21 protein-coding genes are annotated in these 16,734 nt (G+C 39.0%); 6 read left to right on the forward strand and 15 right to left on the reverse strand.

Annotated elements, in window-relative coordinates; all coding sequences use genetic code 11:
- From EHR07_RS17540 to EHR07_RS17565, 6 genes are read left to right on the forward strand one after another with little or no spacing between them, the layout of a single operon-like run.
- Entirely contained in the window at window positions 1-771 is a 771-nt protein-coding gene (locus tag EHR07_RS17540; RefSeq protein WP_135746363.1) for an ABC transporter permease, read from the forward strand.
- Window positions 755-1,048, forward strand: a complete 294-nt coding sequence (locus EHR07_RS17545) for a BolA family protein (protein ID WP_135746364.1) — start codon at window positions 755-757, stop codon at window positions 1,046-1,048. Before EHR07_RS17540 ends, EHR07_RS17545 begins: the two co-directional genes overlap by 17 nt.
- A 5-nt stretch (window positions 1,049-1,053) precedes the next feature.
- Window positions 1,054-1,725 carry a glutathione S-transferase family protein gene (locus EHR07_RS17550; protein WP_135746365.1) on the forward strand — a complete coding sequence of 224 codons (672 nt, stop codon included), beginning with the start codon at window positions 1,054-1,056 and terminating at the stop codon, window positions 1,723-1,725.
- Between the two features lies 1 nt (window position 1,726).
- A complete protein-coding gene (locus tag EHR07_RS17555; protein WP_135746366.1) occupies window positions 1,727-1,951 on the forward strand; it encodes a BolA/IbaG family iron-sulfur metabolism protein in 225 nt (74 codons plus the stop codon).
- Between the two features lie 2 nt (window positions 1,952-1,953).
- The gene (gene grxD, locus EHR07_RS17560) at window positions 1,954-2,262 is read left to right on the forward strand and encodes a Grx4 family monothiol glutaredoxin (RefSeq protein WP_135746367.1); all 309 of its coding nucleotides are present in this window, start codon (window positions 1,954-1,956) and stop codon (window positions 2,260-2,262) included.
- A 3-nt stretch (window positions 2,263-2,265) separates the two neighbouring features.
- Entirely contained in the window at window positions 2,266-2,508 is a 243-nt protein-coding gene (locus EHR07_RS17565; protein WP_135746368.1) for a glutathione S-transferase N-terminal domain-containing protein, read from the forward strand.
- 31 nt (window positions 2,509-2,539) lie between these two features.
- Here the strand turns inward: EHR07_RS17565 and gshAB are convergent, their stop codons facing one another.
- The 15 genes from gshAB to EHR07_RS17640 form a co-directional block, all read right to left on the reverse strand.
- On the reverse strand, window positions 2,540-3,547 hold the full coding sequence (gene gshAB / locus EHR07_RS17570) for a bifunctional glutamate--cysteine ligase GshA/glutathione synthetase GshB (protein WP_135746369.1): 1,008 nt from the start codon (window positions 3,545-3,547) through the stop codon (window positions 2,540-2,542).
- 1 nt (window position 3,548) lies between these two features.
- Window positions 3,549-5,141, reverse strand: a complete 1,593-nt coding sequence (gene gshA, locus EHR07_RS17575; protein ID WP_135746370.1) for a glutamate--cysteine ligase — start codon at window positions 5,139-5,141, stop codon at window positions 3,549-3,551.
- A 12-nt stretch (window positions 5,142-5,153) separates the two neighbouring features.
- Complete coding sequence (gene ggt / locus EHR07_RS17580) at window positions 5,154-6,914, reverse strand: gamma-glutamyltransferase (RefSeq protein ID WP_135746371.1); 1,761 nt, start codon at window positions 6,912-6,914, stop codon at window positions 5,154-5,156.
- The gene (locus tag EHR07_RS17585; protein ID WP_135746372.1) at window positions 6,911-7,234 is read right to left on the reverse strand and encodes a metal-sulfur cluster assembly factor; all 324 of its coding nucleotides are present in this window, start codon (window positions 7,232-7,234) and stop codon (window positions 6,911-6,913) included. Before EHR07_RS17585 ends, ggt begins: the two co-directional genes overlap by 4 nt.
- The gene (locus EHR07_RS17590; RefSeq protein WP_135746373.1) at window positions 7,231-7,653 is read right to left on the reverse strand and encodes an iron-sulfur cluster assembly scaffold protein; all 423 of its coding nucleotides are present in this window, start codon (window positions 7,651-7,653) and stop codon (window positions 7,231-7,233) included. The genes EHR07_RS17585 and EHR07_RS17590 overlap by 4 nt, the downstream gene beginning before the upstream one ends.
- Window positions 7,631-8,881 carry a cysteine desulfurase gene (locus EHR07_RS17595; protein ID WP_135746374.1) on the reverse strand — a complete coding sequence of 417 codons (1,251 nt, stop codon included), beginning with the start codon at window positions 8,879-8,881 and terminating at the stop codon, window positions 7,631-7,633. The genes EHR07_RS17590 and EHR07_RS17595 overlap by 23 nt, the downstream gene beginning before the upstream one ends.
- Window positions 8,878-9,192, reverse strand: a complete 315-nt coding sequence (locus tag EHR07_RS17600; protein ID WP_135746375.1) for a Rieske (2Fe-2S) protein — start codon at window positions 9,190-9,192, stop codon at window positions 8,878-8,880. The genes EHR07_RS17595 and EHR07_RS17600 overlap by 4 nt, the downstream gene beginning before the upstream one ends.
- Window positions 9,192-10,343: a SufD family Fe-S cluster assembly protein gene (locus EHR07_RS17605; protein WP_135746376.1), complete on the reverse strand. Its 1,152-nt coding sequence runs from the start codon at window positions 10,341-10,343 to the stop codon at window positions 9,192-9,194. Before EHR07_RS17605 ends, EHR07_RS17600 begins: the two co-directional genes overlap by 1 nt.
- Window positions 10,340-11,092 carry a Fe-S cluster assembly ATPase SufC gene (sufC, locus tag EHR07_RS17610; protein ID WP_135746377.1) on the reverse strand — a complete coding sequence of 251 codons (753 nt, stop codon included), beginning with the start codon at window positions 11,090-11,092 and terminating at the stop codon, window positions 10,340-10,342. The genes EHR07_RS17605 and sufC overlap by 4 nt, the downstream gene beginning before the upstream one ends.
- Window positions 11,093-11,186: 94 nt before the next feature.
- Window positions 11,187-12,425: an EAL domain-containing protein gene (locus tag EHR07_RS17615; RefSeq protein WP_135746378.1), complete on the reverse strand. Its 1,239-nt coding sequence runs from the start codon at window positions 12,423-12,425 to the stop codon at window positions 11,187-11,189.
- A gap of 115 nt (window positions 12,426-12,540) precedes the next feature.
- Window positions 12,541-13,824 carry a sugar phosphate nucleotidyltransferase gene (locus EHR07_RS17620; protein ID WP_135746379.1) on the reverse strand — a complete coding sequence of 428 codons (1,284 nt, stop codon included), beginning with the start codon at window positions 13,822-13,824 and terminating at the stop codon, window positions 12,541-12,543.
- Window positions 13,825-13,878: 54 nt separating this feature from the next.
- Complete coding sequence (purQ, locus tag EHR07_RS17625) at window positions 13,879-14,526, reverse strand: phosphoribosylformylglycinamidine synthase subunit PurQ (RefSeq protein ID WP_135746380.1); 648 nt, start codon at window positions 14,524-14,526, stop codon at window positions 13,879-13,881.
- Window positions 14,523-14,771, reverse strand: a complete 249-nt coding sequence (gene purS / locus EHR07_RS17630; RefSeq protein ID WP_135746381.1) for a phosphoribosylformylglycinamidine synthase subunit PurS — start codon at window positions 14,769-14,771, stop codon at window positions 14,523-14,525. The genes purQ and purS overlap by 4 nt, the downstream gene beginning before the upstream one ends.
- Complete coding sequence (locus EHR07_RS17635) at window positions 14,753-15,610, reverse strand: phosphoribosylaminoimidazolesuccinocarboxamide synthase (RefSeq protein ID WP_135746382.1); 858 nt, start codon at window positions 15,608-15,610, stop codon at window positions 14,753-14,755. The genes purS and EHR07_RS17635 overlap by 19 nt, the downstream gene beginning before the upstream one ends.
- Window positions 15,607-16,734 carry a PP2C family protein-serine/threonine phosphatase gene (locus EHR07_RS17640; protein WP_135746383.1) on the reverse strand — a complete coding sequence of 376 codons (1,128 nt, stop codon included), beginning with the start codon at window positions 16,732-16,734 and terminating at the stop codon, window positions 15,607-15,609. Before EHR07_RS17640 ends, EHR07_RS17635 begins: the two co-directional genes overlap by 4 nt.

The following is a 16,734-nucleotide window of genomic DNA, read 5'->3' on the forward strand; positions in this document are numbered from 1 at the left end:
ATGTGGAAACAAAATTTCACTGCTTTGCAAACAATCATTAGAAGAGAATGGATCCGAATCATTCGAATTTGGGTCCAAACACTCATCCCGCCTGTGATTACCATGGCTTTGTATTTTTTAATTTTTGGAGAACTTGTTGGTCGCCAAATCGGAAAAATCGGTGATTTCACTTATATTGAGTTTATAGTTCCTGGCCTCATTATGATGAGTGTCATCACCAATTCTTATAACAATGTGGTTTCTTCTTTTTTCTCCAGTAAGTTCCAGAAAAATATTGAAGAACTCCTAGTTTCGCCAACTTCGCCCTATACCATTGTGCTCGGATATACTTTTGGTGGAGTGGTTCGTGGTATCTTTGTGGGAATTCTTGTCACGTTAACTTCCTTATTTTTTACCAATTTAAGGTTTCATAATCCGTTTGTGATTCTTTTTACGGTTTTAATGACTTCAATTTTATTTTCCCTAGGTGGCTTCTTTAATGCCCTCTTTGCTAAAAAATTTGATGACGTAACCATCATCCCTACCTTTATTTTAACTCCACTCACGTATCTTGGGGGAGTTTTTTATTCGGTGAAAAACCTACCTGAATTTTGGCAAACGGTCTCTTATTGTAACCCCATACTTTATATGGTCAATTTATTTCGATATGGATTTATTGGTATTTCCGATGTGAACCTATATTTCTCCTTTGGATTTATCACTCTTCTTTCTGCCCTACTTTTTTATATCAATGTGAGGTTAATGAAAATTGGTTATGGAATCAGAAATTAAAGAATCGAGACTCAGTCGGATGGAAAAAATCCTAATCGAAAAATTTTCCCCAAAAGAAATAAAACTAACGGATGTTTCCCTAGAACATGCAGGGCATCCTGGCATGACAAAAGATTCTAAAGAAACTCATTTCCGTTTGTTTATGGTCTCTCCGGTTTTTTCTGGCAAATCGACTGTGGAAAACCACCGATTGGTCTACGCAGAACTTGGTGCAGAATTTAAAAAAGGTCTGCATGCCTTGGAAATGGATCTTTCTTCAACTAAAAAAGGTGTCTAACTAATATGAGTAAACCTGTTCTTGTAAGTTTCAAACTCTGTCCTTACGTGCAACGTTCCGTTATCAACCTTTTGGAAAAGAAAGTAGACTACGATATCAAATACATTGACCTCGCAAACAAACCTGAATGGTTTTTAAAAATCTCCCCTTTTGGAAAGGTGCCGGTTTTACAAGTGGGAGAGGAAGTTATTTTTGAATCGGCTGTCATTAATGAATATTTAGATGAAGTATATCCGCCCGCTCTCCACCCGAGAGATCCGATCCAAAAAGCAAAACATAGATCCTGGACTGAATTTGCAAGTGCTCTCCTTGTGGACCAATACGGATGGACAATGGCAAAAGAGAAAGCAGACTCTGATAAAAAAAGGGAAGACCTTCTTTCTAAGTTTAAAATTTTAGAAGCAGGCCTACCTTCTCCCACAGGAAATACCCTCTTCTTTTCTGGTTCGCAAATCCATTTGGTGGATACGGCCTTTGCCCCATTTTTTATGCGGTTACAATTTTTGGCAGACCACAAACCGGAACTTTATTTGCTAAAAGATTTTCCAAAAATTCAAAAATGGAGTGAAACTCTACTTTCCCTAACTTCCGTAAAGAATTCTGTTTTACCGGAAGTGCCGAAAGAATATCTTGAATTTATCAAAGCCCACCATTCCTGGATGGGAGGAATACTATAGGATGACAATCCCAGAAATTCAAAAGAAAATTGAAGAAGGCCTTCCTGGCTGCAAAGTGGAAATTTTAGATCCCTATCGGGACGGAGTGCATATCAAAGCAGTTGTTACCTATTCCGGTTTCGCAGGTAAGGGTCTCATAGAACAACACCGTTTGGTCTATGCCACTTTAAAAGATGAATTAAAAGAAGAAATCCATGCATTAGCATTGGAAACTAGGAGCGAATAATCATGGAACAAGAGTTAAAGGATAAAATTGAATCCTTAATCAAATCAGAAAACGTCTTTCTATTTATGAAAGGAACACCAGAAATGCCGCAATGCGGGTTTTCAGCAGGAGTTGTCTCAACTCTCAAACAACTGGGAATTCCGTTTGGTTCTTTTAATGTTCTTTCTGATATGAAAATCAGAGAAGGTATTAAAGAATATACCAACTGGCCAACCATTCCTCAACTCTACATCAAAGGAGAGTTCGTGGGTGGTCATGACATCGCAGTCCAAATGGCTCAGTCAGGCGAACTTCTTAAAAAAGTAGGATAAACTATGATCCGTCTCTACCAATATGATACTTGTCCCTACTGCCAAAGAGTGATTCGAACCGTCGAATCACTTGGTTTAGTTTTGAACAAGGATATAGAATTTGTAGAGGCGTCTTATGGAACACCCGGCCGGGCCGAAGTGGTTCGGTTAGGTGGTATTTCCCAAGTGCCTTTCCTTGTAGATGGTGAAGTGCAAATGTATGAATCAGCAGACATCATTGCCTATTTACGATCAAAATATTCTTAACAATTTTTTTCTAATTTCGAATCTTAGAAAGTCAATTAAATCCTAATAAATCCAGTATTTTATCTCCAACAAACCTCGGTTTGCCGCTGTACGGAAATTCGTGAATATAAAGAACTGGATTAAAATTAATTTCTAATACCCCATAGGTTTTGGGATTTGGTTTAGATTCAATTTCAGAAGATATAATATCAATCCCACAAATCACAGCACCTGCCGCTTTGGCACAAGAAACAGCAATGGATTTAAATTCTGGATGCACCTTGTCTGTCACATCAAGCGAATCCCCGCCAGTCGAAATATTTGAATTTTTTCTAAGAAAAATTTGTTTTCCCGATTCAGGAATCGATTCAAAATTTAAACCTTGATCTTTCAAAATTTGGAATTCCACTTCCGACATTTGGATTTTTTCCAGTGCCGTTTTATGGCCCTCCCCACGTCTTGGATCTTCATTCTTTTTTTGGATTAGTTCTCGAATGGAACTTTTCCCATCTCCCACTACATTCGCAGGAACCCTGTTACATACAGCAACGACCTCATCTCCTAACACCAAAAACCGATATTCCGGACCTTCGATAAATTCTTCAATGATGATCGAATTTGATAATCCAAACGCAACTTTAAGAAATGATTCAAATTTTTCTAAACTATCACCCGGCTCCGAAATTCCAATTCCCAGTCCGAAATTTGTGGTTACAGGTTTGATAACTTTCTTTTTATCCAAAAAAAATTTATAATCCTTTACCGCATCATCGAATGCAGAATAGTTCCTACCAACAGGTACACGGATTCCATTTTCTTCTAACACCAGTTTGGAGGCAATTTTGTTCTCCATCACAAGATAGGTCATCAAACTATCGAGTCTAGTTTTACTTGCCTCTTTTACGAACTCTGCATGATTTCCTTGAATGAGACGAAGGAAGTTTTCCTTACGATCCACCATATCAATTTTGATCCCACGTGTGAGTGCATCTCGAATGATGATTTGTGTAGAAATTTCTAAATCTTCGAAGCCTTGCGGCAATGGTTTTGTCTCTGTCACATCAAACTCCGCTACAAAGTTTTAAAGGTTTAATCTGAATTGGCTTTTGATTTTTCTTTAAATGACTGCCTTCTAAGGTTTCAATTTTTTGTTGTTCATAAATAGATTGAATACTTAGGTCTTCAAAAAATTTGATTTTATTTGGAGAAAGTGGATATTGTAACAATTCTTCCTTATGAGATTTTGCTAACGTAAGCCCAAACTCACGAAAACTGGCTTTATGAATTTCTAAATCTAACTCAGACATTCCTGATCCCAATTGGCTAGGATCAATCCATTTTTCCCATTGAGCCTCCCAAGCTCTACTAAACGGGCCATTTGCATCATTTTCATCTAATAGATCGGCAATGGGTTGGATTTCCACAAAAAGCTGGTAAACAAGCTCACGTAAGGGCATTTCTTCTCCAAAAAACTTAATTTTGGTATCTTCCTTTCGGCCAAGCCAAGTAGTTAATTCCTGATTTTTTCGCCAATCTGCCATTTCCACCAAATCAGCTTTAGGTGATTCATTTAACATACAGTATAACAAAACCATATGTATAAAATAGAGTCGGTTTTCTTCTACTCCAATGGCAGAAAATGGATCTAAATCGAGAAGCCTAATTTCTAAATATTCAACCCCTCTTTCCATAAGTGCGTCGACTACCCTTTCCTCACCTTTAGGAACTTGTTTCGGACGTACTAATGAATAATATTCGTTTTCCAACTGCAAAATATGATCATTCAATTGGTTAGTTGCTTTGCCATTAAACTGTTTATATGCCGAATATGACTTTGAGACCACATGGCACATATCCTTTGCATATTCTTCCAAAGAATTTACTGAAATTGGATACTTTCCTTGCACTTTACTCGTATAACCAATGCTAGATAGTCGAAGCGTTGTGGCATAAGGTGCTTTTAGAGTTTTAGAATTTACCTTTCGAATGTATTTATTTTCTTCAGTAAACGTGATGTCAGTTAAACTAGAAGAACCAAATAAGTATAGCAGTGCTGGCGAAATACGGTAAAAATTCCGAATGGTATCAAAATAAATCTGTGACTTTGTTTCGCGAGTAAGAGGTTTTTTAAATCTCTTTTCTGAAACAACGGATAACATACAAGTATCAAAAGAAATATTGTAATGTACTCCCGAGATAGTTTGCATTTTTTTACCGTAACGATGTCCCAATCCGTTTCGATAAATTGTCTTTTTCCTTCCTTCTGTAGATGTTCCGTAATTTCCAACTTCAATTTTATTTTCCGATGGTAAAACGGGAGGCATACTAAAAGGCCAAAGGTATTCCGAACCTAAATTGCGAGCTGTGAAAGCATGTAACTCCGTAAGTTCATTTAAGGCATCAGGAATGGATTTATGGATGTTGGTAGCATATTCGATTTGTGCTTCTGCAAAATCAGTTTTGATGAGTGGATGAGTTAAACTGGATCCCAATGCCTTGGGATGCGGTGTATTTGTTAAATTTGATTTCCCATCTACCCTTACACTTTCTCTCTCTAACCCATGTTTGGCACTTAGCAAACATGTTCTATATTCTTCTGACAATAAACTACGTGTTGAATTTTTTTTTGTTGATGTTAATAACTTACGTTTCATGGTTTAAATGGTTTAAAAACCTAAAGGAACTCCTTCACCTTTGGGGTCCGACACGCCGATTAAGCTGTCTCCTTCCCGAGCGACAGCAAATACTTTAGCACGATGCCTAATATATTGGACTTGGTAAAAAGGTAAATCTGACTGAGGATAGGATGCTTTTATTTCAGGATCCAAAAAAATACGGTCAGGACTAAACTGGTGGTGGATTCTCGGGTAGGACACACTATCATAGAGACCTTCTTTTTGAATCAAATAACGATACAAAGTATTAAAAATGGAAGTGGGAATTTGGGAACCACCAGGAGCACCAATGACCATTTTGGTTTTTCCCGAGTTGTCAGTTAGAATCACAGGACTCATACTCGAAAGTGGGGTTTTCCCAGGTTCAATCGCATTGGCTTTGGATCCCACAAGCCCATAAAGATTTGGGACACCAGGAGCTACGGCAAAATCGTCCATTGTATTATTGAGGACAAGACCTGTCCCGGGAACCATTTGGCCTGCACCAAAAATCCCGTTCACAGACTGTGTTGTAGAAACCGCATTTCCATCTTTATCTAAAATAGAAATATGAGTGGTATTATATGACTCCGGCTTTTTGTTCTCTTCTGAAATGGTAGGCCAACTTCCCGAAACCACTTTTTTTTCTATCTCATTTGTTTCTTCTTTCGCATAACTTTGCGACAGAAGTTTAGTAACAGGTATGTTTGTGTAAAGAGGATCTCCTCCAAGTTCTGCCCTGTCCCTGTAAGCCACCCGCATAGCTTCAATGATACGAATCAATTCACCTACCTCTCCTTTGGGAAAGGTATTTCTTTTTTGCATTTCCGAGTATAAATTCATCATTGTAACAAGATGAACTCCAGAACTGGGAGGTGGCATGGTAAAAATGGTATGTCCCCAAACGGAACTTGTGAGTGGTTCGGTTACCTTAACTTGGTAATTTTTGAAATCCTCAATTGTGATAAAGTTTTCATAAGCAGTATAATATTCGGATATTTTTTGAATTGTTTCCCCTTCCAAAAATTCAAGTTTATCATTTTGAATGATCCTCTCCAAAGTTTTTGCAAGTTCTTCCTGAATGAGAAGTTCACCCTCCCTGATGGCTCGTTTGTCAATCCCAAATACATTTTGCATTGGTGGATTCATGGAAGTCCATGTTTTAGCCACTGCTCCTGCTAAATCTCCATAAACAGAGAAACCACTCCTCGCATAACGAAGAGCAGGTGCCAAGACTACACTCAATGGCAACTTACCATGTTGTTTTTGGATTTGTAAAATCCCTTGGACATTACCAGGAACTGCGGCACTATAAGCTCCTTTTAATGTTTTTCCAGATATCACCGTTCCATCTTCGTTTAAATAAAAGGAAGCGATTCCCTTTTTAGGGGAACGTTCCCGAAAGTCGTAAGCCCATTTTCCTTTGTTCGGTAAATAAACCACGGCAAATCCACCACCCAAAAGACCGGTAGAATGGGGCCTAAGGACAGAGATGGCAAAACTAGATGCAGTAAATACATCCACAACGTTTCCACCCTGTTTCCAGACTTCCATTCCGGCTTGGGAAGCCAGGGGATGGTCTGAGGAAATGATGATTTCTTTACCAATAAATTCATACCGATCGCGTTTTTCTCTGGCACCTTCAATTTGGGGAATCGTAACACTAAAGATTGATTTTTCAGTGGAGGAATCCTGAAGGAATGGAATCGACTCACAGCTGTTAAATAATAATAAAATTACAAACCAATAACTTGGTCGAATTAGGAAACTCAATCGAAAATCCCCATTTGCATTTTAGCTTCTTCGCTGGCCATAACACGTGGGTCCCATTTCGGATTCCAAACTACGTTTACCACAACTTCGTTAATTCCATCCACACGAAGGGTGTGGTTTTCAATGTCTTGTTTCATTTGTGGTCCTGCTGGGCAAGCCAGGGAGGTATAAGTCATTGTGATATCAGCCTTTTCTCCCTCAACTTTGATATCATAAATCAAACCAAGCTCAATAAGAGAAATACCGATTTCTGGATCTTCTACCATGCGAACACTGTGGTATACTTCCCATTCTTTTTCTGTCTCAGGATCACGGATCATTTCTTTTCCTCACTCAATTTTGCTAATGTTTGCCAGGGCAATAGCCCACAACGATATCGACCAGGATGTGAACGTAAGATTGTATAAAAGGATATCTCTTCTAAGTCTTGAAACAAGAAAGAATCCTCTCCTTCCAAAAAATTTTTACGTTCTGTTAGATAAGACTGAAAGTGGCTCTTTTGAAATTTTGTTTGGTTCTTAAAAAGTAATCCAGCTGCTGCAGAACAAATGGAACAAGAGTCCCCACCTAAACCCAAAATTTCGACCTTGTGATCTTCAGTAGTAGAATAGTATAAAATAATTTCATCACCGCAAAGAGGATTTAGCCCCTTCACCATTTCATGTTCGGAATTCGGTTTTTCCCAAACTCCAAATGATTTCCATCGTAGGAAATCTTCAAAATGACTTTCTTGCGACACGACCAAATATTGATTTTACCTTGTCAATTCCATGAACTAACGCATCAATATCTTCCTTTGTATTATAAAGGTAAAATGAGGCACGACAAGTTCCCGGAATGGATAGTTGCTTCATTAAAGGTTGGCAACAGTGATGGCCCACACGAATTGCCACACCTTCTTCATCTAAAATAGATCCAACATCATGAGGATGGATTCCTTCCATTGTAAAAGAGACAACACCCCCACGTTTGTCCAAATCGTCGGTCCCATAAATTTGTAAACCCCCAATTCGGTTCAGTTGATCCAAAGCATATTCGGTTAACATCCGTTCATGTTCTTTAATATTCTTCATTCCCACTTTTTGCAAGTAATCCAGTGCATGGCTAAATCCAATCACACCAGCAATGTTTGGAGTTCCGGCTTCGAGTTTCGCGGGTAGTGCGGCATAAGTAGAACTTTCCAATTCCACTGATTCAATCATATCTCCACCACCTAACCAAGGCGGCATGGCTTCCAAAATTTCTTCTTTTCCAAAAAGAACACCAACTCCTGTAGGCCCGAGCATCTTATGGCCCGAAAAAGCATAAAAATCAACATCCATATCCACTAAATGAATAGGCATATGACATGCAGCTTGCGCCCCATCAACTAAAACCTTAGCACCTACCTGGCGCACTCGATCGATAATCGCTGTTAAATCATGAACCGTTCCAGTTACATTAGACATTTGACTAATTGCTACAAGTTTTGTACGTTTTGTTATGATTTGGTTTAAATTGGATAAGTCGTAGGTGGTATCTTCTTTGATAGGAATAAATTTTAAAAATGCTTTTTTCTCTAAAGCTAACATCTGCCAGGGAACTAAATTGGAATGGTGTTCTTGAACGGATAAAACAATTTCATCCCCTTCACTAATGTTAGTCCTACCCCATGCCTGCGCCACTAAGTTAATGGCATCCGTTGTTCCCCGAGTGAAGATAATGGCTTTGGCACATTGTGCTTGGAAAAAATGCGAGGTTTTGATCCTTGTGCGTTCAAAAAGTTCCGTTGCATGTTGAGAGAGATAATACACCCCTCTATGGATATTCGCATTATCATTAGTATAATATTCGTTAGTGGCATCAATCACTGATTTTGGTTTTTGCGAGGAGGCACCATTATCTAAATAAACAAGAGGTTTGCCATTTGGCAAAATACGGGAAAGGATCGGGAAGTCTTTTCGTATCTGGTAAGGATCTAAACTCATACCGCCTCCAAATCCACTTCCAAATCTTCTCCCACCACTCGCACTGGGAAAATTACCAAAGGTTCTGTTGCAGGAAGTGCCAAAACTTTACCCGTACGAACATCAAACTTTGCAAAATGTCTTGGGCATGTGATGACACAACCTTCCAATTTACCACAAGAGATTTCTTCCCCATCATGTGTACAAGAATCTTCGAAAGCAAAATATTCTCCCTCTACCTTTGTCACTACCACATTAAAATGACGGGTTTTGACAACAGCCATCTTACCTTCATCAACTTCCGAAATAGAGATTAACTTTTTAAAGGCCATTATTTACCTCCCACCAGAATCTCTTTGATTCTTGTTTCCAAATCCAATTTTACTGCTTCAGAAAAACCAATGGAATGGATCGTCTCACCATAAAATGCAGTCACAAGTAAGGCCTTTGAGTCTTCTGGAGTTAAACCACGGGACAAAAGATAAAAATACTGTTCTTCATCAATATCTCCCACTGTCGCACCGTGAGTGCAAGATACATCTTCCGCTAGTACTTCTAATTTTGGATTGGCCTCGGCCCTTGCTTTTTTATTCAAAGAAAGATTAAAAGACTCTTGGTGTGCGGTCACCTTCTTTAAGTTCGGTGGAATGATCAAATTTCCTGTAAAAACATGATGGGACTTGTCAGTAACAATAGCCTTATAACTGATTTTACTTGTGGTATGATCGGCATGGTGGTACATTTCCATATCCAAATCTTTTAGATTTCTACCTCCCAGGGCAGAAACACCGTCCACGGTAACCTCAGCACCTTTTCCAAGTAAATGTGCATCCAAAAATAATTTCGAACGAAAACCGCCGATCGGATAATAATGGTATTTGATATGAGAATCAGTTTGGGTTAAAAGACAAACATTACGAAAACGATATAAATCATAATCACTGGTTTCTTTATCCAAAATTTCTAAGTATGAATTATCTTCTGCGATAAAAAAATCCAATGAAGAGGACATATGCAGATGATCCGAAGTATGATTGTTTTGGATTTGGATCTGTGTTTTACTAGTTTTACCTTTTTGCAGATAAAAAATTCTTACAGAATGTTTTGGTTGATCCCCTTCTTCCTCGAAAGAAAAAAAGGAATCACCTTCATCCAAAAGAAAAATCTCATAATTAGCGGCTGCAACCAAACTAAGGTAGGCAAAATAATCTTTCGGAGTATATTTTAGAATAGCGGTTAGGATTGAATCTATGATTTCTGCAGATAAAATAGAATCATCATTTTCAGAACCGGTAGTAGAAATTTCTTTTGGATCAAATTGTAATTCTTTCCAATCCACAGAACCAATCGGAAATTTTCTCCAAGACTCATCTGATTCTTTCGGAAACTCTAATTGGTTCCAAATTTCCAATACTGAATTTTTGAAACTTAAATGTTTTTCTTTCGTAAGAACCAATCGATTTTTTGTGAGCGAGGAATTCATTTGACCCCTTCTCTCTCCAAAATCCAATCGTAACCTACTTCTTCTAATTTTAAGGAAAGATCTTTTCCACCTGTTTCCAAAATTCTTCCATCAGCAAACACGTGTACAAAATCAGGAACAATATAGTTTAACATCCTTTGGTAATGCGTAATCAAAAGGATAGAACGTTCTGGATTTCTATTGGCATTAATTCCTTCCGATACAATTCGGAGTGCATCGATATCGAGTCCTGAATCTGTTTCATCCAAAATTGATAAAACTGGTTTTAACAAACTCATCTGTAAAATTTCGGCACGTTTTTTTTCACCGCCGGAAAAACCATCATTCACATAACGACCGATAAATGATTGGGGAACTTCCAATAAATCCATAGCTTGTTTTAATTCCTGTTTGAATTCTTTCACAGGAACTTCTTTTCCACGATGTGCTTTGAGAATGGATTTTAAAAAATTTCCAATGGTCACCCCTGGAAGGGCAGTAGGATATTGGAACGATAAAAAAACTCCAAGCCTTGCCCTTTCATCGGTTGTTTTGTTTAAGATGGACTCTCCCTTAAAGAGAATGTCCCCTGAAGTGACCGTATACTTGGGATGACCGAGAATGACATTGGAAAGAGTACTCTTCCCCGACCCATTGGGTCCCATAATGGCATGCACTTCACCGGGCCCGATGGTGAGGTTGACTCCTCTAAGGATCGTTTTGTCCCCTACAGTAGCGTGTAGAGATTTAATTTCGAGAATTGCGGACAAGGTGGTATCCTGTTATGTATATATTTAGAATGATTCTATATTTTAGACGAATCCCTACTACCAGGAAAAAGCACCACTCAAAAAAAACAAGATTCTATTCCGACCAACCTACCTGAGCAATGAGGATCTTACCATCCATCAGGGAAAAAGTGAAAATCACATATTGGTTTTGGTTGGTGATGTCGTAGAGTGGATAGGTCACACCCCATTTTTTGCGAAATCGTTCCGACTCTTCCTTATGTTTTAAAAAGTAAGGTTTCCAGGCGTAATTGTTTCCGATTTGTCTGGATCTTTCTAAATACCCGCCGTTCATTCGGTCCAAATCGTAGGTAGGGGTGATTTGATACCCTTCCGCGTCACAAACAAAAACTTTTAAAATCTCCCGCGGTAAGGACCCAAGGATTTGGCCAAACCGGTAAGGAAAGTCCTCTTCCTTTGTGTCCGAAAGTTCGTAAAAGAGGTCTTGGAGTTGGTCGATGATCTTCTGTTCCCGAAGACCCTTCTCCCGAAGTTCCTTAGAACGAACACTAGAAAAGTTTTCCAAAACCGTCTTCATTTTATCGGAGAATGTATTTCGATTCAGAAAATGTGGATTGGGTGTCGAAAAATAGAACCCTTGCAAAAGATTGGCCCCCATAGAAAGGGCAAGGTTCACCTCTTCTTCTGTCTCTATCCCTTCAAAAAGAAGTTGGCTTCCGAGTTTCTGGGACATTTCCGAGATGGCACCGAGGACTTGTTTGAAAGAATTTTTATTCAAACTTTCTCGCATAATACGAATGTCGACTTTCATAATGTCTGGGTGTAAATAGCCAATTCTTTCCAAATTGGAAAATCCAGTCCCCAAATCATCGATCGCAATTTTTAAACCATAGTCCCGAAAGATTTGAACAATTTGAATGAGACGGTCAATCGAGCCGTCAAATTCATCCTCAGTGATTTCGATCACTACTTGGTTACGATCGATTCCATATTTTTCAATGAGTTGGATGATATGAAAGTTTTCGGCAAATAAATCGGTATGATGCACTCGGGAAAGGAAGTTCGGCATCATATTGAAAAAGAGTTTTGTGCGAAGATTACTTTCTTTTAAAGTCTGGACTGCCTTTTCCCTAAGAATCCTGTCAATGTTATAGACGGGAACCGGATCCTGGTCCCGATTATGAAAGAGGCCTCCCAAGGAATGATAGGTGTTTTCCTCAGGATTGTACTGCCGGCCAAGCACTTCATAGGCAGAAATGGACCGATTGATGGCGTTGACAATGGGTTGGAAATGTGGGACAAAATATGTCTCGTTCCAAAACTGGTTTCCTTCCGTTGATTCCGTTATGAACATGGTTCCCTTTCGTCCAGACTAGAACCAAGTTCATAACTGACAAGTCAAAATCCCTAAATTTGAGACAACTTCAAGGAAATATGACTCATTTTTGACCCAAATATGTCAAATTAACCTAGATAGAATACCCATCCGGGATGGCCGTATGCCTCGGAACCACGATAATTCCCTCGCGAATCCGAATGTATTCGTCCTCATATTCCTGAAGATTTTGTTCGTTTAACAGACGCACGTTGGCACCGATGGCACAATCTTTGTCGACAATTGTCCGTCGGATTTCACAATTAGGTCCAATTCCAATCGGGATCTTTCCTGACTTCCTATCAAAATATCCATAGTGGTCAAGGCCCATGACAATAGAGTCATAGATCTTGGTTCCAGAAGCAATGAGCTGGCGTACACCAATGATGGACCGATGTACCTCACACTGGTTTAAAATCGTACCTTCTGAAATAAGGGCCTGGTTGACCACTGCTTGGTTGATTTTGGAAGGAGGGAGGGCTCTTGCTCTGGTATAAATCGGAGTTTTTTCCAGATATAAATTGAATTTGGGAATGTGGTCGGTTAACATCAAATTGGCTTCATAGAATGCTTTGATCGTTCCAATATCTTCCCAGTAACCGTCGTAAGTGTAGGCTTTTACTTTTCTTTCTTTTATGGCCTTCGGTAAAATTTCTTTTCCGAAGTCAGCCATATTGCGATCTTCTAATACATCGATGAGTGTGGATGTGTTAAAAATATAAATCCCCATATTCGCAAGGAAGTTCCCATTTTTTGTACGACAAGATTCGACTTGGCTTACTTCTTGCGGTTTTTCGATGAATTCTTGGATAAACCCACCCACTCCCGATTTAACAATTCCTAATCCATAAATTTGGTCTTCGGGAATGGCATTGGTTGCCACAGAAATTTCGGTTTCTGGGTCCATTAAATGGCTCTGCATAAAATCAGAAAGATCCATATTATAAAGTTGGTCACCAGAAAGGATCAGAACATATTTCGGTTTTTGTTCTCTAATGTAAGGAAGGACCTTCCTTACGGCATCGGCAGTTCCTTCAAACCAATTGGCACTCGAAACCGTTTGTTCCGCAGCAATAATCTCCACAAAACTTTTTTGGTGGATATTATTTGTCGCATAAGTTCGGTTAATGTGACGGTTTAGAGAATAGGAATTAAATTGAGTGAGGATAAAAATCTTTTCGAAACCACTATTTAGGGAATTGGAAATAGGAATATCAATGAGTCTATATTTCCCGCCAAAACTTACAGCTGGTTTCGATCTTTTTTCTGTTAGTGGTAATAAACGAGTTCCCTTCCCCCCACCTAAGATGATGGTCAATACTTCATCCTTTTTTAGAATGAAATCTACACAATCAATAGAGTCTTCTTGAAATCGCATACCTTTCCTTGTAATCGAATTAGACGAAAAAGCAAGAAAAGGTTAAAAAGATTATTATTTTTTTAGGAGAACTTCGAGAATTTGTTTTCCGTCCATCTTTCCAGTATAAGGATTTACGGCCCTCTCAGGATGAGGCATCATTCCTAATACATTTCCCGCTTCATTACAAATCCCAGCGATATCATGTAAGGATCCGTTAGGGTTTTCTTTATAACGAAAGACCACTTGCCCATTTTTTTCTAATCGTTCTAAAGTTTCAGGATCAGCAAAGTATGCTCCCTCTCCATGTGCAATGGGGATGGATAGAGTCCCTTTCATTTCTTTCCCGATTCTGTTTTCGGAAACAGGAACAAGATCCACATCTTTACAAATGTATTTTAAAGTTCTGTTGTGTAGTAAGGCACCCGGAAGAAGTCCCGATTCAGTAAGGATTTGGAATCCATTACATACTCCTAAGACCTTTCCTCCTTTTTTGGCATAAGAAACCACAGAATCCATGGCATTGGAAAATTTGGCCATAGCCCCGCAGCGTAAATAGTCTCCAAAGGAAAAACCACCAGGCAAGACCACTAGGTCTGGTGTATCCGAAAAGGATTCCTTATACCAAGTGTATTCGACCTTGGCACCAAACTCAGATTCGAGGACCGATCCAACATCCTTATCACAATTAGAACCAGGAAAGGTAACTACCCGGACCTTCATACTTTCTCCACAACCAACCGGTAGGTTTCGATCACTTGATTTACAAGAACCGATTCACAAATCTCTTTTGCCAAGGCCTCTGCTTCCGATTGGGACTTTGCATCGATTTTCATTTCGATGTATTTTCCTACCCTTAAGTCAGCGACAGAATTTTTCCCTTGGTCATGAAGGGTGCGGAGAACCGTTTGTCCTTGGGGGTCAAGGACCGATTCTTTGAGTGTAACATTTATTTTTGCGACAAACATAACGTGATTTTATCTTCCAATTCCAAGTATTTTTTACGTAGTTCTAGGATCAAGGATTCGGGCAAAGCGGGAGCGGGAGGATTTTTGTCCCAATCTGTGGATTCTAACCAATTCCGTAAAATTTGTTTATCAAAACTAGCCGGAGTTTTGCCCAATGCGTAAGTAGAAGCATCCCAATACCGTGAGGAATCGGGGGTTAGGATTTCGTCGATGAGGATTGGTTTTCCATCCACAAGTCCAAATTCAAATTTAGTATCACAAAGTAGGATTCCCTGTTTGGCCATTAAATTATGGGCTCTGTTGTAGAGAAAAAGAGAGATTTCTTTCAGTTGAGAAAAAAGCTCTTTACCCACTTCCCTTTCCATCACGGATTCACTCACGTTTTCATCATGACCCGAATCATTTTTCCTGGCAGGTGTAAAAATAGGAGTTTCAAATTGGTAAGATTCTTCTAGACCCTTCGGATAGGGAACATGTGCAATTGTCCCTTCTGTTTTATATTCCTTCCAAGCAGATCCTGTTAAGTAACCGCGGACCACACATTCGAAATCGATTCGTTTTGCTTTTTTTACAAGGACAGATCTTCCTTTTAAAAATTCTTCGTTTTGAAACGGAGGAGGAAATTTTGATACATCGTCAGTGATTAAATGGTTTGGGATTGTCGGAAACTGACGAAACCATGCCGTAGAAATTCGAGTTAGAATCTTTCCTTTGTCAAGGACTGGTTCTTCAAAAACAACATCAAATGCAGAAATACGATCGGTTGCTACAAGAAGTAGTGAATCTCCTAAATCGTAAACATCTCTAACTTTACCCTTATAACTGGGAGTTGGAATCATAATTGTATACACACCATAGCCATATCATCACTCGGAGTGGAAGAACCACAGAAATCTAAAATTTTGTTTTGAACCGATTGTAAAATATCATTTCCAGATTTTGCAGATTCATGGAAAATTTCTTTCATCCCTTCTTCTGTAATGTAATCGGAATTCGGGTTCATAGCTTCGCTTGCACCATCCGTATACATAAAAAACAAAGATCCCGTTTTTAACTGAACCGTTTGTATTTCATCTGTTGCCGCAAAATTGATTCCCATAATCATGGGACTCATCCCTTTTAAAAACTTCGTTTCACCATCCATATAAACAAGAGGAGCGGGATGTCCCCCATTGATATATGAAAGTTTTAAATCCTGATCAAGGATCGCATAACAAAAAGTAATCGCGTAATCTTCAGGAAGAACTAACTCCATATTTTTTCGTAAGTGTGCCACTCGTTCCCGTAGGTCCATTGTGGACACTAAGTTAAACAATTGCATTTTGAACATAGCTCCAATGAGGGCTGCACTTGGTCCATGTCCTGAACAATCGGCAATCACAATATGAAGTTTTTTTTCTTCGATCCAAGAGTCGACAAAGTCACCACCAATTTGTAAATAAGGGTGAAATAAAGTTTGGGCTTTGATTCCGTTCCAAATAAAACTTTTTTCTGGAATCAATTGGTCTTGGACCCGCCTTGCCGTTTGTAATTCCTTTTCGTATTTACTTTTTTGTCTGTACAACTCGTCCTGTAAGTCTTTCAAACGAATGACGGAATGGATTTTTGCGACAAGTTCCCTTTTGTTAAAAGGTTTATTAATAAAATCGTCTCCCCCATTCTTCATGGCTTCTTGAAAACCCACTTCCCTTTCAATGGAAGTGATAAAAAGAATCGGAAGGAGTTTGAACTGGTCCATTGTTCTAAGTTCCCGGCAAAAGGAAAATCCATCTTGGACAGGCATATTCACATCTAACAAAAGTGTGTCGATAGCAGTATTTAACAAAACCAAACGTGCTTCTTCTGCGGAGAAAGCTGTATAGGTTTTAAAACCCTCTTGTTGTAAAAGGTATTTTAAAAGTTCCACATTTTCTGGAACATCATCCACAATTAGGATATTATGTATGGATTCCTCATTGGCCAT

Origin of the sequence: Leptospira bandrabouensis, from assembly GCF_004770905.1 — a bacterium.
GTDB lineage: Bacteria > Spirochaetota > Leptospiria > Leptospirales > Leptospiraceae > Leptospira_A > Leptospira_A bandrabouensis.